The organism is Virgibacillus sp. GM2-2 (assembly GCF_055329585.1).
The window spans coordinates 54566-72896 of record NZ_JBUZWC010000003.1 but is presented as its reverse complement, the minus strand read 5'-3'; the positions used below and the strand labels follow the sequence as shown (position 1 = coordinate 72896).

Here is an 18331-nt window from a genome sequence, read left to right as displayed (position 1 = left end):
GCACTAAATGCTGTTTGCAGCAACGGGCGTAACTTCGGGTATCACCCCCTAAATTTTAGGGGGTTTTTGTTTTTTCCCTAAATCGGTATAATATTATATAGATAATCATGATATAATGGAAACTTAGCATATATATACTTGAGACAATCATATAATTCTTTTATCCGACATATTGATGAAAATGGAAAGGATTGTATATACACAATCAATCGTATTCGGAGGACAAATTATGTCAATGAAACTTCCTTTTTTTAAAAATAAACAAGAAGATACAGATCATTCGATAGAAATTGAAACAACGAATGTACCAAAACATGTAGCAATCATAATGGATGGTAATGGACGATGGGCAAAGAAACGTGGCCTCCCAAGAATTGCCGGACATAAGGAAGGCATGAATGTTGTTAAGGAAATAGTGCGGTCTGCTACTAATTTTAAGGTAGAAATCCTTACACTTTACGCTTTCTCAACCGAAAATTGGAAACGACCTAAATCCGAAGTAGAATTTTTGATGAAATTGCCGAAGGAGTTTTTACATACCTTTTTACCAGAACTCATTGAGAAAAATGTTCGAATTGAAACGATTGGAGAATTTAATGGCTTACCAGTTCATACAAAAGAAGCCATCCAATACGCCAAAGAACAAACAAAGGATAATGATGGCTTATTATTAAACTTTGCTTTAAACTATGGTAGTAGATTTGAAATTATGCGAGCAATGAAACAAGTGTATCAAGATATGGAAAACGACGAGATATCGATTGATCAATTGGATGAAGAAGCCTTTTCAAAATACTTATATACGAATGGCTTATCAGATCCTGATTTGTTAATTCGTACTAGTGGTGAGCAACGACTAAGCAACTTTTTGTTATGGCAATTGGCTTATGCGGAATTTTGGTTTACGGATGTATTATGGCCAGATTTTAGTGAAGAAATATTTAAGAGAGCCCTCCATGATTATCAACAGCGAAAAAGACGCTACGGAGGTATTTAAGGTGTTGAACAATAGATGAAGCAACGAATTCAAACAGCAATTTTAGCATTAATTGTTTTTGTACCATTAGTTTATATTGGTGGTATACCATTTTCTATTTTGGTTTATATAATGGCTACTTTAGCGTTAATTGAACTACTTAGGATGAGAAAAGTAGGAAAATATTCAATACCGGCAGTATTAGCAATTGGTGTATTATGGCTATTGCTACCATCATTTGATTTTGATATTGTACCAATTGTTTGGTTTTCGAAATCCGAAATTGTGATGATGTTCGTGATGGTTTTATTATCTTATACTGTACTAGTTAAGAATAAGTTCACGTTCGAAGATGCCGGGTTTATCTTATTATCAACATTATTTGTCGCAATGGGTTTCTTTTATTTAATTGAGACAAGAGATGGAAGTGACTTACCGGGACTAATAAACATTCTATATGTCTTATTGATCATTTGGGCAACTGATACTGGCGCTTACTTTTGTGGACGAGCATTTGGAAAAAGAAAACTATGGCCAATGATTAGCCCTAATAAAACAATTGAAGGAGCACTTGGAGGAATATTACTTTCAGTTGTAATAGGTGTAATTTTTCAACTTGTTACTGACTTTCGGGATTCAACGCTAATCGTAATCGTAGTAACCGTACTCGTTTCGATTTTTGGTCAAATTGGTGACTTAGTTGAATCAGCATTTAAACGACATTATGGTGTAAAGGATTCAGGTGATATTCTTCCAGGTCACGGGGGAATTTTAGATAGGTTAGATAGTTTAATATTTGTGTTACCATTACTCCACTTCATTACATTTTATCAGTAACAGTAACACATTCTCTTTTACTGAATGAAAGACTAATTAAAAGTTAATTTTAACTGACGTAGGAAATTTGGAAAATAAATCAACCTATTTACTTAAAGGAAGGTGCTTTATTTGACCACGGTTATAGCGTTTATATTTATGTTTGGATTACTTGTGTTCATTCACGAGTTAGGTCATTTAATATTTGCAAAACGAGCGGGGATGTTGGCACGTGAATTTGCAATTGGTTTTGGACCGAAGATTTTTGCTTTCACAAAAAATGAAACGGTATATACGATACGATTACTTCCAATCGGTGGATATGTTCGGGTGGCTGGTGAGGATCCTGAAATAGTCGAACTAAAACCAGGTCATCATATCGGTCTTGAGTTTAACAATGAAGGAAACGTAAATAAAATTATTGTTAACAATAAGTCAAAACATCCTAACGCACGTGTAATTGAAGTAGAACGTGCTGATTTAGACCACGATTTAATAATTGAAGGTTATGAAATTGATGAAGAAGAACGTCTACAGTTTTCTGTGGATAGAAAAGCATTTTTCGTAATGGATGAAAAAGAAACACAGATAGCACCATATGACCGCCAGTTTGCATCAAAAAGTATTGGAAAGCGAGCAATGCAACTATTTGCAGGTCCAATGATGAACTTCGCTTTAGCCATAGTTATCTTTTTTCTACTGGGCTTAATACAAGGTGTCCCTGTTAAAGAGGCTTTGATTGACGAGGTAGTCCCGAATAGCCCTGCGGCAGAAGCCGGTTTTCAAGACGGTGATGAAGTAGTTGAAATCGAAGGAAATTCTATAAGTACATGGGAAGAGTTTACAATGGTTGTCCGCAAAAATCCGGAAGATTCTCTCTCAATGAATGTTGAAAGAAATGGTGAGATTGTAAACATCACGGTTGTTCCAGCTGAACAAAAAACGCGCCAAGGCACAATAGGACAAATTGGTGTAAGTCACGCTTTTGAGAAGAACTTCATGAGTATCGCTAAATATGGATTTACACAAACCTATGAGTTCACCAAACTCATCTTGACGAACTTAGGAATGTTAGTAACTGGTCAGTTATCAATGGATGCATTGTCTGGACCAGTCGGTATATATAGTGCAACAGATCAGGTTGTCCAAACAGGCATAATGAATTTCTTCATGTGGACAGCGATACTAAGTATTAACCTTGGGATTGTCAATTTAGTTCCATTACCTGCTTTAGATGGTGGACGCCTACTTTTTGTAGGAATTGAAGCAGTTCGTGGAAAACCAATTGATCCACAAAAAGAGGGTATTGTTCATTTTATTGGCTTCGCGTTACTAATGTTATTAATGATTGTCGTAACATGGAACGATATTCAACGTTTATTTTTATAACATCAGAAGGTATAAATTATGGTAGACCTTATAAGTGCAACTAAGGCTTTCGCCATAAATACTTGACGATAAGCCAAGTTTTCTAATAGATTTCAATGAAAGCAAGCCTATAGGAAAACGAAATCCCTTGTCGTTATCAGGCAAGGGATTTCCGTTACAAAAATTTGTATGCTGTACTAGGGGGAGTCGACATGGATATTTCAAAAAAAGAAAAGATGAGCGTATTATTAAAACAGCTACAAATATCTGATGATGATATAACTAATTATTTTAAGGAAAGTCAGTTGCTTCGTCTTGAAGTATTTAAACAAACAAAGAAATGGCATTTTCATATACAACTTGAAAAGATGCTACCAGTAGAAGTTTATCAAGTATTAACTACAAAACTAAAGGAATCTTTCCGTCAAATTGCTGAAGTTGATTGGACGATTTATACCAATAATAAAGAAACAACAGATACATATATTTGTGCTTATTGGCAAGATTTTCTACATTCGATAGTTAATATTTCACCTGCCTATAAAGACCTTATTCACAATCAAATGCCTACTATAAAAAACAATAAGTTAGTAATCAATGCTAGGAATGAAGCCGAGGCTGCTGCATTGCGGAAACGATTAGAATCTGCCTTTCAGACATATTGCAGTAAAATTGGTAGTAGAGGATATCAGTTAGACATCATTGTTAAAACAGAAGATAAGGATTTGCAGGAATTTCGTAATCAAAAAGCAAAAGAAGATCAGGAATTAATACTGAAAACGGTAATGGAAAAAGAGAAACGCGCGAAAAAAGAGTTGGAGAGTGCTCAAGCGAAACCATTTGCAATCGGCTACAACATACCGGACGAACCAATGGAAATGGAATTAATTCAAGAAGAGGAAAGAAGAGTTACTGTACAAGGTTATGTGTTTTTTGTCGAAATCCGTAAGTTGCGTTCAGGACGCAGTTTATTGATCGCAAAAGCAACAGATTATACCGACTCTTTATCAATCAAAATGTTCTCTAAAAATGATGAAGATGTTGAGAAGTTTGAACAATTGAAAAAGGGTATGTGGGTGAAAGCACGGGGAAGTATTCAAACGGATATGTATACGAACGAGCTTGGAATGATGGCTAATGATATCTTAGAGGTGAAGGTTGAAACTAAAGTAGATACAGCGCCTGCGGATGAAAAACGTGTCGAATTGCATGCCCATACAACAATGAGTCAAATGGATGCAGTAGTTTCTCCGAGTAGATTGGTTGAACAAGCAGCTAAATGGGGACATAAAGCTATTGCGATTACTGATCATGCTGGTGTACAAGCTTATCCTGATGCTCATGCTGCAGGTAAAAAGAATGGTATTAAAATAATTTATGGTGTTGAGGCAAACTTAGTAGATGATGGTGTACCGATTGCATACAATGAACGCGATCTTGAATTAGAGGATGCAACATATGTCGTATTTGACGTTGAGACAACTGGATTATCTGCCGTTTATGATACAATCATCGAACTTGCTGGTGTGAAAATTAAAAATGGAGAAATCATCGATCGGTTTGAATCGTTTGCTAATCCACATCATCCATTATCTGAAACAACCATTGAACTTACAGGTATAACCGATGATATGGTTCGAAATGCTCCAGAAGTTGATGATGTATTAAAAGATTTCAGCGAATGGGCCAAAGACGATATATTAGTTGCCCATAATGCAAGCTTTGATATGGGATTTTTGAATGAAGGCTATAAAAAAATTAATATGGATAAGGCATCAAATCCAGTTGTTGATACACTTGAATTAGCGCGATTTTTGTTTCCTGAACTTAAGAATCATCGATTAAATACACTTTGTAAAAAGCTCGATATTGAGTTAACACAACATCACCGTGCGATTTATGATGCGGAAGCAACTAGTTATTTACTATGGAAAATGGTTCAGGAACTGTTGAAAAAAGACATTACGAATCATAATCATTTAAATAAGCATATGGGTGAAGGTAATGCATATCAGCGTTCTCGCCCACAACATTGTATTTTACTTGCGAAAAATCAGGAAGGCTTAAAAAACATATACAAATTAGTATCACATGCGCACGTAGATTATTTTTATCGTGTACCGAGAATACCTAGATCTAAGCTTCAAAAGTTACGAGAAGGAATATTGGTTGGTTCTGCCTGTGATAAGGGTGAAGTATTTGAAACAATGATGCAAAAGTCAAAAGAAGAAGCGGAAAAAGTTGCGGAATTCTATGATTACATTGAGGTTCAACCACCTTCTAATTATTATCATTTGATTGAAAAAGAGCTCGTACAAAACGAAGCACAAATTTTTGATATTATTTCAAATCTGGTTGAAATGGGAAATCGAATGGGTAAGCCAGTCGTTGCCACCGGAAATGTTCATTACGTAAATGAGCACGAAAAGTTGTATCGACAAATACTTATTTCTTCACAGAATGGTAATCCATTAGCTAGACAAACTTTACCAGATACGCCATTTAGAACGACCAACGAGATGATGGATTGTTTTCATTTCTTAAATGATGAAACAAAGCATGCTATTGTTGTTGAAAATACAAATAAATTGGCCGATTCAATTGATGAACTATCACCAGTAAAGGATGATTTGTTCACACCAACCATTGAGGGTGCAGATCAAGAAATTAGAGACCTAAGCTACAATCGAGCAAAATCAATCTATGGTGATGATTTACCAGAAATTGTAGTGGAAAGGCTAGAAAAAGAGCTAACCAGTATTATTGGACATGGTTTCGCTGTTATCTATCTCATTTCTCACAAACTAGTAAAAAAATCATTAGACGATGGATACCTAGTAGGTTCAAGGGGTTCAGTTGGATCATCTTTTGTAGCAACGATGACTGAAATTACCGAGGTGAATCCTTTACCACCACACTATGTTTGTAAAGAATGTTATTATCATGAATTCATTACCGATGGATCCGCGGGTAGTGGGTTTGATTTACCAGATAAATTTTGTCCACATTGTCAAACGGAGTTGACAAAAGATGGTCAAGATATTCCGTTTGAAACATTTTTAGGTTTCAAAGGAGATAAAGTACCTGATATTGACTTGAACTTCTCAGGTGAATACCAACCAAAGGCACATAATTATACGAAGGAATTGTTTGGAGAAGATAATGTATATCGTGCAGGAACAATTGGAACGATTGCGGAAAAAACAGCATATGGCTATGTAAAAGGATATGCTTCAGATAAACAACTAGTTTATAAAAACGCCGAAGTTGATCGATTGGTGCAAGGTTGTACTGGTGTCAAGCGGACAACGGGTCAGCATCCTGGTGGAATTATCGTAGTTCCTGATGACAAAGAAATATTTGATTTTACACCAATTCAATTCCCTGCAGATGATCGTAATAGCGAATGGCGAACAACACACTTTGATTTCCATTCCATTCACGATAATTTATTGAAGCTTGATATACTAGGACACGATGATCCAACCGTAATACGCATGTTGCAGGATTTGAGTGGCATTGATCCAAAAACAATACCAACCGATGATGAAGGTGTTATGAAATTATTTTCTGGTACTGAATCTATTGGTGTTAGCGAAGAACAAATTAACTGTAAAACCGGTACACTCGGAGTTCCGGAGTTTGGTACCAAGTTTGTTAGACAAATGCTTGAAGATACAAAACCAAAGACATTCGCTGAGCTCGTAATTATTTCTGGATTATCTCACGGAACAGATGTATGGCTAGGCAATGCACAAGAGCTCATTAATGATGGTATCTGTACGCTTCCGGATGTTATTGGCTGTCGAGATGATATTATGGTTTACTTGATGCATAAAGGTTTAGACGCGTCATTAGCATTTAAAATTATGGAGTTCGTTCGTAAAGGTAAAGGTTTGCAAGATGAATGGATTTCTGAAATGAAAAAACATGGTGTGCCTGATTGGTATATCGAGTCATGTAAAAAAATTAAGTATATGTTCCCTAAAGCACATGCTGCTGCTTACGTGCTGATGGCAGTTAGAATCGCATATTTTAAAGTTCATTATCCAATATTTTTCTACGCAGCTTACTTTACTGTACGTGCTGGCGACTTTGACCTAGATACGATGGTAAAAGGATCTGAAGCAATTCGTAAACGAGTTGAGGGAATTGCCGTAAAAGGCAACGATGCAAGTCCAAAAGAAAAAGGGTTAATGACCGTACTTGAAATTGCTTTAGAAATGAATGAACGTGGACTGAAATTTCAACGGGTTGATTTATATAAATCTAGCGCAACTGAATTTATTGTTGATGGTGATACCCTCATTCCGCCATTTAACGCTGTGGATGGCTTAGGTACGAACGCAGCGATAAATATTGTGAAGGCTCGAGAACAAGGAGAGTTTTTGTCAAAAGAAGATCTAAGAGAACGAAGCAAAATTTCAAAGACAGTACTAGAATACCTTGATAATCACGGCTGCTTAGAAGGCATGGCCGAAAAAAATCAGTTATCATTATTTTAGGTTTTGCTTGTTAATCTCGTAATTGAAGTAAACTGCGAACTAGTGAAAATTTAAGATTAGCGCCGACCGCTACGGAAAAACACTGCGCTTTCCGTGGGCAGCTGATGAGCCTCCTCGAGCTTACGCTCTGCGGGGTCTCATCTAGGCTTCTGCTCCCACAGGACAAGGAAAGCTGCCCCGAATAGGCATCGCACGAAGAAAAAGCGCTTTTCTTTTTCGAGGAGTCTCCGTGTTTTTCCTCCGCTAATGTAGTGCTGTAAATTCCCCTTAGTTTTACGTACTATTTGATTAAATACAATACACTTACTAATTGGATTTTTGATTGGAGCGTAGGACAGTCGACTCCTGCGGGAAAAGCACGAGTCTGAAGGCCCCGCAGAGTGGTTTTCTCGAGGAGACTGAAGCCGTGCCCTAAGGTGCGCGACTGTCCGGAGCGGAAATCAATATAGCACTAACTTAGTTCGCAGTATACTTACATTGTGTCAAAAACAATATTGCTTTCGCATCATTTTTGTCATATGGGAAGAACAACCTAAGCTCAATAAATGAAACGTACGATTCTTGCGTAATGTAATAAGATGTGGTATAGTTTTAATTGGTAAGAAATACGAACGGTGAAAAGAGTGGGAGATTCCCACTCTTTCTTCATACTACCAACCCGCTTTTAGAAATCCCCTTGCCTTGTTTAATGGCAAGGGGTTTGTTTTGAACTAGTTAAAATGAAAATTGGTAGAATGGTTCATAATAAGTACTACTACAACTGAATAGAGGAGGATTGTTTTGAGTTCCCAAGTTATTAAAAATACAGAAGAATTATTACAACCAATACTTGAAGAGAAAAACCTAGAATTAGTTGATGTAGAATATGTAAAGGAAGGTAAGAATTGGTTCCTACGAGTCTACATTGATAAAGAGGGTGGCATTGATATTGCTGAGTGTGGAGAAGTTTCGGAACGTCTGAGTGAAAAGTTGGACGAAGCAGATCCCATTAAGGACGCTTATTTCCTTGAGGTTTCCTCACCAGGAGTAGAACGACCACTAAAAACAGAAGCAGATTTTGAAAAAAATGTACAAAAAAATGTGTATGTTAAGCTATATGAACCTATAGATGGCGAGAAGGAATATGAAGGTACCTTAACAAACTTCGTAGATCATGTAGCCCATATCGAGTACAAGATAAAAACTCGAAAGAAAATTGTTGAAATACCGTTCAGTAAAATAGCAAAAGCAAGAATTGCTGTTACGTTATAAAGGGGGAAAAGAATAGTGAACAGTCAGTTGTTTGACGCGATTGATTACTTAGAGAAGGAAAAAGGTATCAATAAAGAAGTACTATTAGAGGCGTTAGAAGCAGCGTTGATTTCAGCATATAAGAAAAATTTTAAGTCTGCATCAAACGTAAGAGTTGATTTAGATGAGAAAGCAGGAACAATGCGGGTATTTTCACGAAAAACCGTTGTAGAAGAAGTTGAAGATATTCAAGAAGAAATTTCAATCGATGAGGCAAAAGAAATTGACCCTAATTACGAAATAGAAGATGTAATAGAATTAGAAGTCACGCCAAAAGATTTTGGGAGAATTGCTGCCCAAGCTGCTAAGCAAGTAGTAACACAACGCGTGCGTGAAGCAGAACGAGGCGTTATTTTTAGTGAATATGCTGACCGTGAAGAAGATGTGATGACTGGTATTATTCAGCGTATTGATCCACGGTTCGTCTATGTCAACCTTGGAAAAATTGAAGCAAAATTGCCTGAATCAGAACAAATGTCTGTAGAAGAATACTATGTTCATGATCGCCTAAAAGTTTTTGTTACAAAGGTTGAGAATACAAGTAAAGGACCACAAATCTATATTTCTAGATCGCATCCAGGTCTCTTAAAGCGTTTGTTTGAAATGGAAGTACCTGAAATTTATGATGGAACGGTTGAAATTAAATCTGTTGCTCGTGAAGCTGGTGATCGCTCAAAGATTTCTGTATTTGCAAGTGATCCCGAAATAGATCCAGTTGGTTCTTGTGTTGGTCAGCGAGGGCAACGTGTTCAAGCAATTGTAAATGAATTAAAAGGTGAAAAAATTGATGTTGTGGAATGGTCAGAGGACCCAGTGGTTTACGTTTCAAATGCACTAAGTCCTTCTAAGGTTGTAAAAGTTCTCGTTGACGAAGAGGCGAAAGCTACAACTGTAATTGTTCCTGATTATCAATTGTCACTTGCGATCGGTAAACGTGGACAAAATGCCCGGTTAGCTGCAAAACTTACTGGATGGAAAATTGATATAAAAAGTGAGTCTGAAGCAATTGAAGAAGGCTTGCTGAATAACGAAACAGAAACGAGCAGTACTTATTCTGACGAAGATGAAGACTTGTTTGAATAAGGAGGATATCCAATGGCTCAAACTAGAAAAATTCCTTTACGTAAATGTGTCGTAACAAATGAAATGAAACCTAAAAAAGAATTAATTCGTGTCGTTCGAAACAAAGACGGGGAAGTTTTTGTTGACGAAACTGGAAAGAAAAATGGTCGCGGGGCATATTTATCGAAAGATCTATCTGTAATTGAGAAAGCAGAAAAAAATAATGTGCTAAACCGTCACCTTAACACCCAGGTTGATACAGCAGTATTTGATCAACTGAAGGATGTTGTAACAGGAAAAAGAAATGAAAAATAATTATTTAAATATGATAGGTCTAGCTTATAATGCTAGAAAATGCTCGCTTGGTGAAGAAGTAATTAAAGATATTAAAAAAAAGCGGGCAAAATTAGTATTAATGGCAAATGATACTGGACCGCAAACACGAAAAAAAATTACGGACAAATGTATCACTTATAATGTACCTTTACGAATAGTAGATGATCGCGAAGTGTTATCACATGCTATTGGTAAATCAGAAAGAGTAGCTATTGCAATTTTAGATGCAGGTTTTGCCGCTAAGATAAAGTCGTTACTCGATAATTAAATTCGGGGGTGAACGTATGACTAAAATGCGCGTATATGAATATGCAAAAGAAAAAAATACATCAAGCAAAGAAGTCATTCAAAAATTAAAGGAATTAAACGTAGAAGTATCTAATCACATGTCAACAATTTCTGATGATGTGAAAGTAAAGTTAGATGAAATGTTTAATCCTAAAAAAGAATCTACATCTGTGAAAAACAACAACACTGAGAATAAAAATAATAAAAAGCAAGAGAATAAAGGAAAACCTTCAAACAAGCAATCAAATCAAAAGAATAACCGAAACAATCAAAATAAACAGCGAAATAAAAAAGGTAACACGAATAAACCAGCTCCTAAACAACAGCCTGTAGCTGCGAAAGAAACTCCTAAAGAGATTAAATACAGTGAAACACTCACAGTTAATGACCTTGCAGAGAAACTGAACAAGGAAGCTGCAGAGATTATTAAGAAATTAATGGGTCTTGGGGTTATGGCAACAAAAAATCAAGATCTAGACGATGATGCTGTTGAGTTGATTTGCGAAGAATTCGGAGTTTCGGTTGAAAAAGAAATCATCCTAGAGGATACTGATTTTGATAAGTATATTCAGGAAGATAATGAATCAGAATTAGTGGAACGTCCGGCAGTTGTTACCATCATGGGCCACGTTGACCACGGTAAAACTACTCTACTTGATTCCATTCGCCATACAAAAGTGACAGAAGGCGAAGCTGGTGGGATTACACAGCATATTGGTGCATACCAAGTAGAAAACGAAGGAAAAAGAGTAACATTCCTTGACACTCCTGGTCACGCTGCTTTCACTAGTATGCGATCAAGAGGAGCACAGGTTACCGATATAGCTGTCTTAGTGGTTGCAGCCGACGATGGGGTAATGCCTCAAACTGTAGAAGCAATTAATCATGCAAAGGCAGCGGAAGTACCAATTATTATTGCGGTAAATAAGATGGATAAAGAAGGTGCAAATCCTGATCGTGTTATGCAAGAGTTAACGGAATATCAACTTGTTCCTGAGGATTGGGGAGGAGACACGATTTTTGTTCAACTCTCTGCTGTAAAACGTGAGGGTATCGATGATTTATTGGAAATGATCTTACTTGTATCAGAAGTAGAGGAATTGAAAGCAAATCCAAAAAGAAATGCATTTGGTACAGTTATCGAAGCACAATTGGATAAAGGGCGCGGCTCAGTTGCCACTTTATTAGTACAAAACGGTACTTTACGTGTTGGGGATTCTATCGTTGTCGGAAATACCTTTGGTCGTATTCGTGCAATGGTAAATGATCTAGGAAAACGTGTTAAAGAAGCTGGTCCTTCAACTCCTGTAGAAGTTACCGGATTAAATGATGTTCCTCAAGCTGGTGATCAATTTCTTGTGTTTGACGATGAGAAAAAATCACGTCAAATTGGAGAAGCACGTCAGCAAAAGCAAATACAAGAAAATCGTGGTGAGCAAACGAAAGTTAGCTTAGATGATCTGTTCGAGCAAATCAAACAAGGCGAAATGAAAGAAATTAATGTCATTCTCAAGGCAGATGTTCAAGGATCTGTTGAAGCATTGGCAGGATCACTACGAAAAATTGAAGTTGAAGGTGTAAAGATCAAGATTATCCATACAGGTGTAGGTGCGATTACAGAATCAGATATTATTCTTGCGTCCGCATCTAACGCAATTGTGATTGGGTTTAACGTTCGTCCTGATGCTAACGCCAAAAAGACAGCAGAATCTGAGAAAGTGGATGTTCGCTTACACCGTGTCATTTATAAAGCAATTGAGGAAGTAGAAGCTGCAATGAAAGGTATGCTTGATCCAGAATTCGAGGAAAAAGTAATTGGTCAAGCCGAAGTACGCGAGATCTTTAAAGTGTCAAAAATAGGAACTATTGCTGGTAGCTATGTGACTGATGGTAAAATTACACGCGATTCAGGCGTACGTGTGATTCGTGATGGTGTTGTACAATTCGAAGGTGAGTTGGATACACTTAAGCGTTACAAAGATGATGCAAAAGAAGTTGCACAAGGTTACGAATGTGGTATTACAGTTAAGAACTTTAACGATATTAAAGAAGGTGACGTAATCGAAGCTTACGTCATGCAAGAAATCGAACGTAAATGATTGTCGTTGCTGAAATAGAATGTATGTTGTACAACACACATTCATTGAAAGATAAACGTTCTGTACTAAAAAAATTGATGAATCGGTTGAGAACTGATTTTAATATCGCAATTACGGAATTGGAATACCATGATTTATGGCAACGAACAAAATTTGGAATTGTAACGATTTCTACAAGCTATACGCATGCTGAACAAGTGATCCAAGAAGTGCTGCGTGTTATGGATGAGTATGGTGAATTAGAACGGACTATTACCGATGTAGAACGATTATAATTTCCTAGCAAACAATGAAACGGCAAGTAATAGTTCGTTTCATAATTAAGAGGTGACTTTAATGAGTGAAGTTCGCGCAAATCGTGTTGCAGAACAAATGAAAAAAGAGCTTGGAGAAATCATAAGTAAGAAATTAAAAGATCCACGCGTTGGTTTTGTTACTGTAACAGATGTTGAAGTATCTGGTGACTTGCAACAAGCTAAGGTTTTTATTTCTGTTCTTGGAGATGAAAAACAAAAACACGACACATTAGTTGGTCTAGCAAAAGCTAAAGGGTTCATCCGGTCAGAAATTGGTCAACGAATTCGGCTACGTAAGACCCCGGAGCTTGTTTTTGAATTTGATGAAGCGTTAGAATACGGTAATCGAATTGAAGGCATTTTACGTGATCTAAATAAAAAATAAGCAGAAATATAATGGAAATCTGGCACCTGTTTGTTGCAGGGTCAGATTTTCCCATGTAAAAATGGGGGCATTTTTTTATGAATGGTATTTTACCTTTATGGAAGCCAAAAGGATTGACATCACATGATTGTGTAAGTAAAATTCGGCGGTTATATAAGACTAAAAAAGTAGGTCATACAGGGACACTAGACCCAGAAGTTGAAGGTGTTCTTCCAATTTGTATTGGACAAGCTACTAAGATTGTTCCATATTTAACTGATACGAAAAAAGTTTACATAGCTGAACTATTCCTAGGTACTTCCACCGAAACGGAAGATGCTCATGGAAATATTGTAGAGACGAAGGAATTTACCAATACTCCTTCTATTGATGAAATTGAAGAGATGTTAAAGAGTTTTAAAGGCAATATCGTTCAAATTCCACCAATGTATTCAGCAGTCAAAGTAAACGGTAAAAAATTGTATGAATATGCCCGTGCAAATCAAGAAGTAGTCCGACCGACACGTAATGTTACAATACATGATATCGAATTGCAATCGGTGGATGGTAATCGAATCCAGTTAAAAGTTGTTTGCTCAAAAGGAACTTATATTCGAACACTATGTGTAGATATTGGACAAGCATTAGGTTATCCAGCACATATGTCGGCATTAGAAAGAATAGAAACTGGTTCATTATCAAAAGAAGATACATTTACATTTGAACAAATTGAAGAAAATGTTCAACAGAACAAGCATTACCAATTATTACTTCCAATGATTAAAGGGTTAAATCATTTGGATTCAATTTCTGTTGATAACGATACATGTAAAAAGGTTCTTTATGGTCAAAAATTACCGAAACCTATGGTAGAATTAAAAACGAATCCATTTATTATTTTATATAAGAAGGAAATACTAGCGATCTATCAAATTCACCCAGATAAACCAGACCAAATAAAACCTGTCCGCGTTTTTCCTTTAGATATAGAGAAGTGTAGGTGAAAACATGAGAACGATTGAATTAACATATCCACATTCATTAGGTATAAAGGAGCTTCAAGAAACAGTCGCAGCAATTGGTTTCTTTGACGGTATTCATAAGGGACATCAAAAGGTAATAGAAACAGCAGTCAAAAAAGCTAAAGAATCTGATATGGAAAGTGCAGTCATTACATTCCACCCGCATCCATCGGTTGTATTAAAAAAAGAAAAAGTTCATGTTCAGTACATTACACCAATTCGTGATAAACAAGAAATACTGCAAAAAATGAATGTAGATCGATTATATATTATTACGTTTTCAAAAGAATTGGCGTCACTTAGCCCACAAGAATTCATTGATCATTTTATTATCGGCCTAAATATTAAACATGTTGTAGCTGGATTCGATTTTTCATACGGCCACAAAGGTGAAGGAAATATGCGTATCATTGGTTCGCATACAAGAGAAAAATTCACTTATACAACAATTGATAAAGTGGAACTTGAAGATGAAAAAGTGAGCTCAACAAAAATTCGCTCTCTTCTATCGAGTGGTAATGTTGAAAAAGTTTCCGAACTTTTAGGTAGAAAGCTAGCGGTCTATGGAACAGTTATCGACGGGGAGAAACGAGGTAGAACAATTGGATTTCCTACCGCAAATTTAAAGGTAAATGAAGATGCATTGTTACCAAAAATTGGCGTGTACGCAGTAAAGGTGTTGTATAAAGGTGAGGTGTACGAAGGAATGGCAAGCTTAGGCTATAAACCTACGTTTCACGCAAACGAATCGAAACCAACACTTGAGGTAAATATCTTTGACTATTCCAACGATCTTTATGGAGAAGAACTACAATTGGAATGGTGGAAGTATATACGTGACGAAGAGAAATTTGACAATGTTACCGAATTAATTGAAAAAATAAAAGATGATGAGGTAAAATGTCGCAAGTATTTTTCCAATCAATGAAATTTATAATATCACTTGCAATTTAACTCAATTAGATGTACGCTTAAGAACGTAAAACCATTGCTTGGCAATTCGACACTCCGACGATTGCTAGGGAATTGGGGCTATGAAGAATAATAGGAGGTGAACCTAAATGGCTATCACTAAAGAGCGTAAGAATGAAATCATTAATGAGTATAAGGTTCATGAAAATGATACTGGATCTCCAGAAGTACAAATCGCTGTACTTACTGCAGAAATCACTACGTTAAATGAACATTTACGTACGCACAAAAAAGATCACCATTCACGTCGTGGTCTACTTAAAATGGTTGGTAAGCGTCGTAACTTACTTAACTACCTACGTAACAAAGATGTTACACGTTACCGTGAACTTATTAAAAGACTTGGTTTACGTCGATAGTTATTCAAAAAGCGGGAGAAATCCCGCTTTTTTTATATTCTTTTGTTTGTGGCATGCTTGTAAACAGCCGCCTATGCTTTTCTTTGTCTAGCAACGGCTCCTAGAAGCTGCCGTCATAAGCAATGAACACGTCGAGCACGAAACCCTTGTGCTCTACGATTCCTTGCTTATGCGTCCGCTTCTAAACAGTCGCCTACGCTTTTCTTTGTCTAGCTTCGGCTCCTAGTGGCTAGCAAATAGATGGTTATGATGAAAGTACGGATAGACCACCGTACTATTCACATTCCCATCTATTTGTACACCACTAAACAGTCGCCTATGCTTTTCTTGTTTACATACGAACGGTTTATCGCTAAAATGAACTTTAAGAGCTTTTGAAAGGAGTATACAATTAAATGGCAGAAAAAAAATTATTCTCCACTGAAATTGCTGGTAAAACTTTTTCAGTTGAAATTGGAGAACTCGCAAAACAAGCAAATGGAGCTTGTATGATTCAATATGGTGATACGTCCGTATTATCTGCTGCGACAGCATCAAAGCAGCCAAAAGATCTACCCTTTTTTCCATTAACGGTAAATTATGAAGAACGATTATATGCAGTTGGTAAAATTCCAGGTGGTTTTATTAAGCGCGAGGGTCGTCCAAGTGAGAAGGCTATCCTAGCATCACGTTTAATCGATCGTCCAATTCGTCCATTATTTCCAGATGGATTCAGAAATGAAGTGCAGGTAATTAGTACAGTAATGAGTGTTGATCAGGACTGTTCATCAGAAATGGCAGCTATGGTAGGTTCGTCAATTGCACTTAGCATTTCTGACATCCCTTTCAGTGGACCAATTGCTGGTGTTATTGTTGGACAAGTTGATGGCGAGTTTGTTATTAATCCAACAATTGAACAACAAGCAAAAAGTGATATTGAGCTTACAGTTGCTGGAACAAAAGAGGCAATTAACATGGTAGAGGCAGGAGCAAACGAGGTACCTGAAGAGGTTATGCTTGAAGCAATCATGTTTGGACATGAGGAAATAAAAAGACTCGTTGCATTCCAGGAAGAAATAGTAGCTGCTGTAGCAAAGGAAAAATCAGAGGTTAAACTTTTTGAATTAGACCAAGAATTAATGAAAAAGATAGAGGATGAATCGAAAGACAAGTTAGTTGCAGCGATTCAAGTACATGAAAAGCATGCTCGTGAAGCTGCTATTGAAGAAGTTAAAGCTGCAGTTGTTGAGGCATATGAAGAGGAAGAAGAAAGTGTAATTAAACAAGTTAAATCTATTCTGGATAAAATGGTTAAGGATGAGGTAAGACGTTTAATTACAAAAGAAAAAGTTCGTCCTGATGGTCGAAAACCAGATGAGATTCGTCCGCTTTCATCAAGAATTGGTGTATTACCAAGAACACATGGATCAGGTCTATTTACACGTGGACAAACACAAGCTTTAAGTGTATGTACGTTAGGAGCATTAGGTGATGTTCAGATATTAGACGGATTGGATCTTGAAGAATCAAAACGTTTTATGCATCACTATAATTTCCCTCAATATAGCGTCGGAGAAACTGGACCAATTCGTGGACCAGGACGTCGTGAAATTGGCCATGGGGCTTTAGGTGAACGCGCACTTGAAAAGGTAATTCCATCTGAAACTGAATTCCCTTATACAATAAGACTTGTTTCCGAGGTTTTAGAATCGAACGGCTCTACTTCACAGGCTAGTATCTGTGCTAGTACTTTAGCAATGATGCATGCAGGTGTTCCAATTAAAGCACCAGTCGCAGGTATTGCAATGGGTCTTGTTAAATCAGGTGATGACTATACAATCTTAACGGATATACAAGGTATGGAAGATGCGCTAGGAGACATGGATTTTAAAGTTGCAGGAACTAGTAAAGGTGTTACTGCACTACAAATGGATATTAAAATCGATGGACTTTCAAGGGAAATTTTAGAGGAAGCACTTACTCAAGCCAAACAAGGTAGACAACATATTTTAGGTCACATGACAGAAACAATCGATAAGCCTAAAACAGAGCTTTCTGAATACGCACCTAAAATCCTAACAATGTCTATTAATCCAGATAAAATCCGTGATGTTATTGGACCAAGTGGTAAACAAATTAATAAGATCATTGACGAGACTGGCGTAAAAATTGATATTGAACAGGATGGAAGTGTCTTTATATCTTCTACTGACGCTTCAATGAATGATAAAGCGAAAAAAATTATTGAAGATTTAGTACGCGAAGTTGAAGTTGGACAAGTTTACCTGGGTAAAGTAAAACGCATTGAAAAGTTCGGTGCTTTTGTAGAAATCTTTAAAGGTAAAGATGGACTTGTTCATATTTCAGAATTAGCTGAGGAACGTACAAATAAAGTTGAAGATGTAGTGTCCATTGGTGATGAAATTATGGTGAAAGTTAAAGAGGTTGATCAACAAGGTAGAGTTAACCTTTCACGTAAAGCTGTTTTAGTGGAACAAAAAGAAAAAAGCGAAAAATCACGATCATAGTTAGTTAATAATGAATGAAGAGGCTGGAGAACCAGTTTCTTTTTTTATTTGTTAAATATTAAGTGTGAAAA

Annotated in this window: 15 protein-coding genes; all 15 read left to right on the top strand. The window is 36.7% G+C overall.

The annotated features are described in order from the left end of the window. Positions 1-229: 229 nt before the first annotated feature. Positions 230-997: an undecaprenyl pyrophosphate synthase gene (gene uppS, locus ACY9Z2_RS05370; protein WP_463608588.1), complete on the top strand. Its 768-nt coding sequence runs from the start codon at positions 230-232 to the stop codon at positions 995-997. 15 nt (positions 998-1012) lie between these two features. After that, a complete protein-coding gene (locus ACY9Z2_RS05365) occupies positions 1013-1813 on the top strand; it encodes a phosphatidate cytidylyltransferase (protein WP_463608587.1) in 801 nt (266 codons plus the stop codon). Between the two features lie 111 nt (positions 1814-1924). Next, entirely contained in the window at positions 1925-3181 is a 1257-nt protein-coding gene (gene rseP / locus ACY9Z2_RS05360; protein WP_463608586.1) for an RIP metalloprotease RseP, read from the top strand. A gap of 191 nt (positions 3182-3372) precedes the next feature. Then, on the top strand, positions 3373-7665 hold the full coding sequence (locus tag ACY9Z2_RS05355; protein ID WP_463608585.1) for a PolC-type DNA polymerase III: 4293 nt from the start codon (positions 3373-3375) through the stop codon (positions 7663-7665). A 780-nt stretch (positions 7666-8445) separates the two neighbouring features. Next, positions 8446-8916, top strand: a complete 471-nt coding sequence (rimP, locus tag ACY9Z2_RS05350) for a ribosome maturation factor RimP (RefSeq protein WP_463608584.1) — start codon at positions 8446-8448, stop codon at positions 8914-8916. Positions 8917-8931: 15 nt separating this feature from the next. Beyond that, positions 8932-10038: a transcription termination factor NusA gene (gene nusA, locus ACY9Z2_RS05345; RefSeq protein WP_463608583.1), complete on the top strand. Its 1107-nt coding sequence runs from the start codon at positions 8932-8934 to the stop codon at positions 10036-10038. A 12-nt stretch (positions 10039-10050) separates the two neighbouring features. Continuing rightward, positions 10051-10332 carry an RNase P modulator RnpM gene (rnpM, locus tag ACY9Z2_RS05340; protein WP_463608582.1) on the top strand — a complete coding sequence of 94 codons (282 nt, stop codon included), beginning with the start codon at positions 10051-10053 and terminating at the stop codon, positions 10330-10332. After that, a complete protein-coding gene (locus tag ACY9Z2_RS05335) occupies positions 10322-10621 on the top strand; it encodes a YlxQ family RNA-binding protein (protein ID WP_463608581.1) in 300 nt (99 codons plus the stop codon). The genes rnpM and ACY9Z2_RS05335 overlap by 11 nt, the downstream gene beginning before the upstream one ends. Positions 10622-10637: 16 nt before the next feature. Further along, on the top strand, positions 10638-12740 hold the full coding sequence (gene infB / locus ACY9Z2_RS05330; RefSeq protein WP_463608580.1) for a translation initiation factor IF-2: 2103 nt from the start codon (positions 10638-10640) through the stop codon (positions 12738-12740). Next, on the top strand, positions 12737-13015 hold the full coding sequence (locus tag ACY9Z2_RS05325; protein WP_463608579.1) for a DUF503 domain-containing protein: 279 nt from the start codon (positions 12737-12739) through the stop codon (positions 13013-13015). The genes infB and ACY9Z2_RS05325 overlap by 4 nt, the downstream gene beginning before the upstream one ends. A gap of 61 nt (positions 13016-13076) precedes the next feature. Next, a complete protein-coding gene (gene rbfA, locus ACY9Z2_RS05320; RefSeq protein ID WP_463608578.1) occupies positions 13077-13421 on the top strand; it encodes a 30S ribosome-binding factor RbfA in 345 nt (114 codons plus the stop codon). A gap of 77 nt (positions 13422-13498) precedes the next feature. Further along, entirely contained in the window at positions 13499-14404 is a 906-nt protein-coding gene (gene truB, locus ACY9Z2_RS05315; RefSeq protein ID WP_463608577.1) for a tRNA pseudouridine(55) synthase TruB, read from the top strand. Positions 14405-14408: 4 nt separating this feature from the next. Beyond that, positions 14409-15350, top strand: a complete 942-nt coding sequence (locus ACY9Z2_RS05310; RefSeq protein WP_463608576.1) for a bifunctional riboflavin kinase/FAD synthetase — start codon at positions 14409-14411, stop codon at positions 15348-15350. A 133-nt stretch (positions 15351-15483) separates the two neighbouring features. Beyond that, positions 15484-15753 (top strand): 30S ribosomal protein S15, encoded by a 270-nt coding sequence (gene rpsO, locus ACY9Z2_RS05305; RefSeq protein WP_463608575.1) that lies wholly within the window; start codon positions 15484-15486, stop codon positions 15751-15753. A gap of 395 nt (positions 15754-16148) precedes the next feature. Next, on the top strand, positions 16149-18260 hold the full coding sequence (locus ACY9Z2_RS05300; RefSeq protein ID WP_463608574.1) for a polyribonucleotide nucleotidyltransferase: 2112 nt from the start codon (positions 16149-16151) through the stop codon (positions 18258-18260). The last annotated feature ends 71 nt before the right edge of the window (positions 18261-18331 follow it).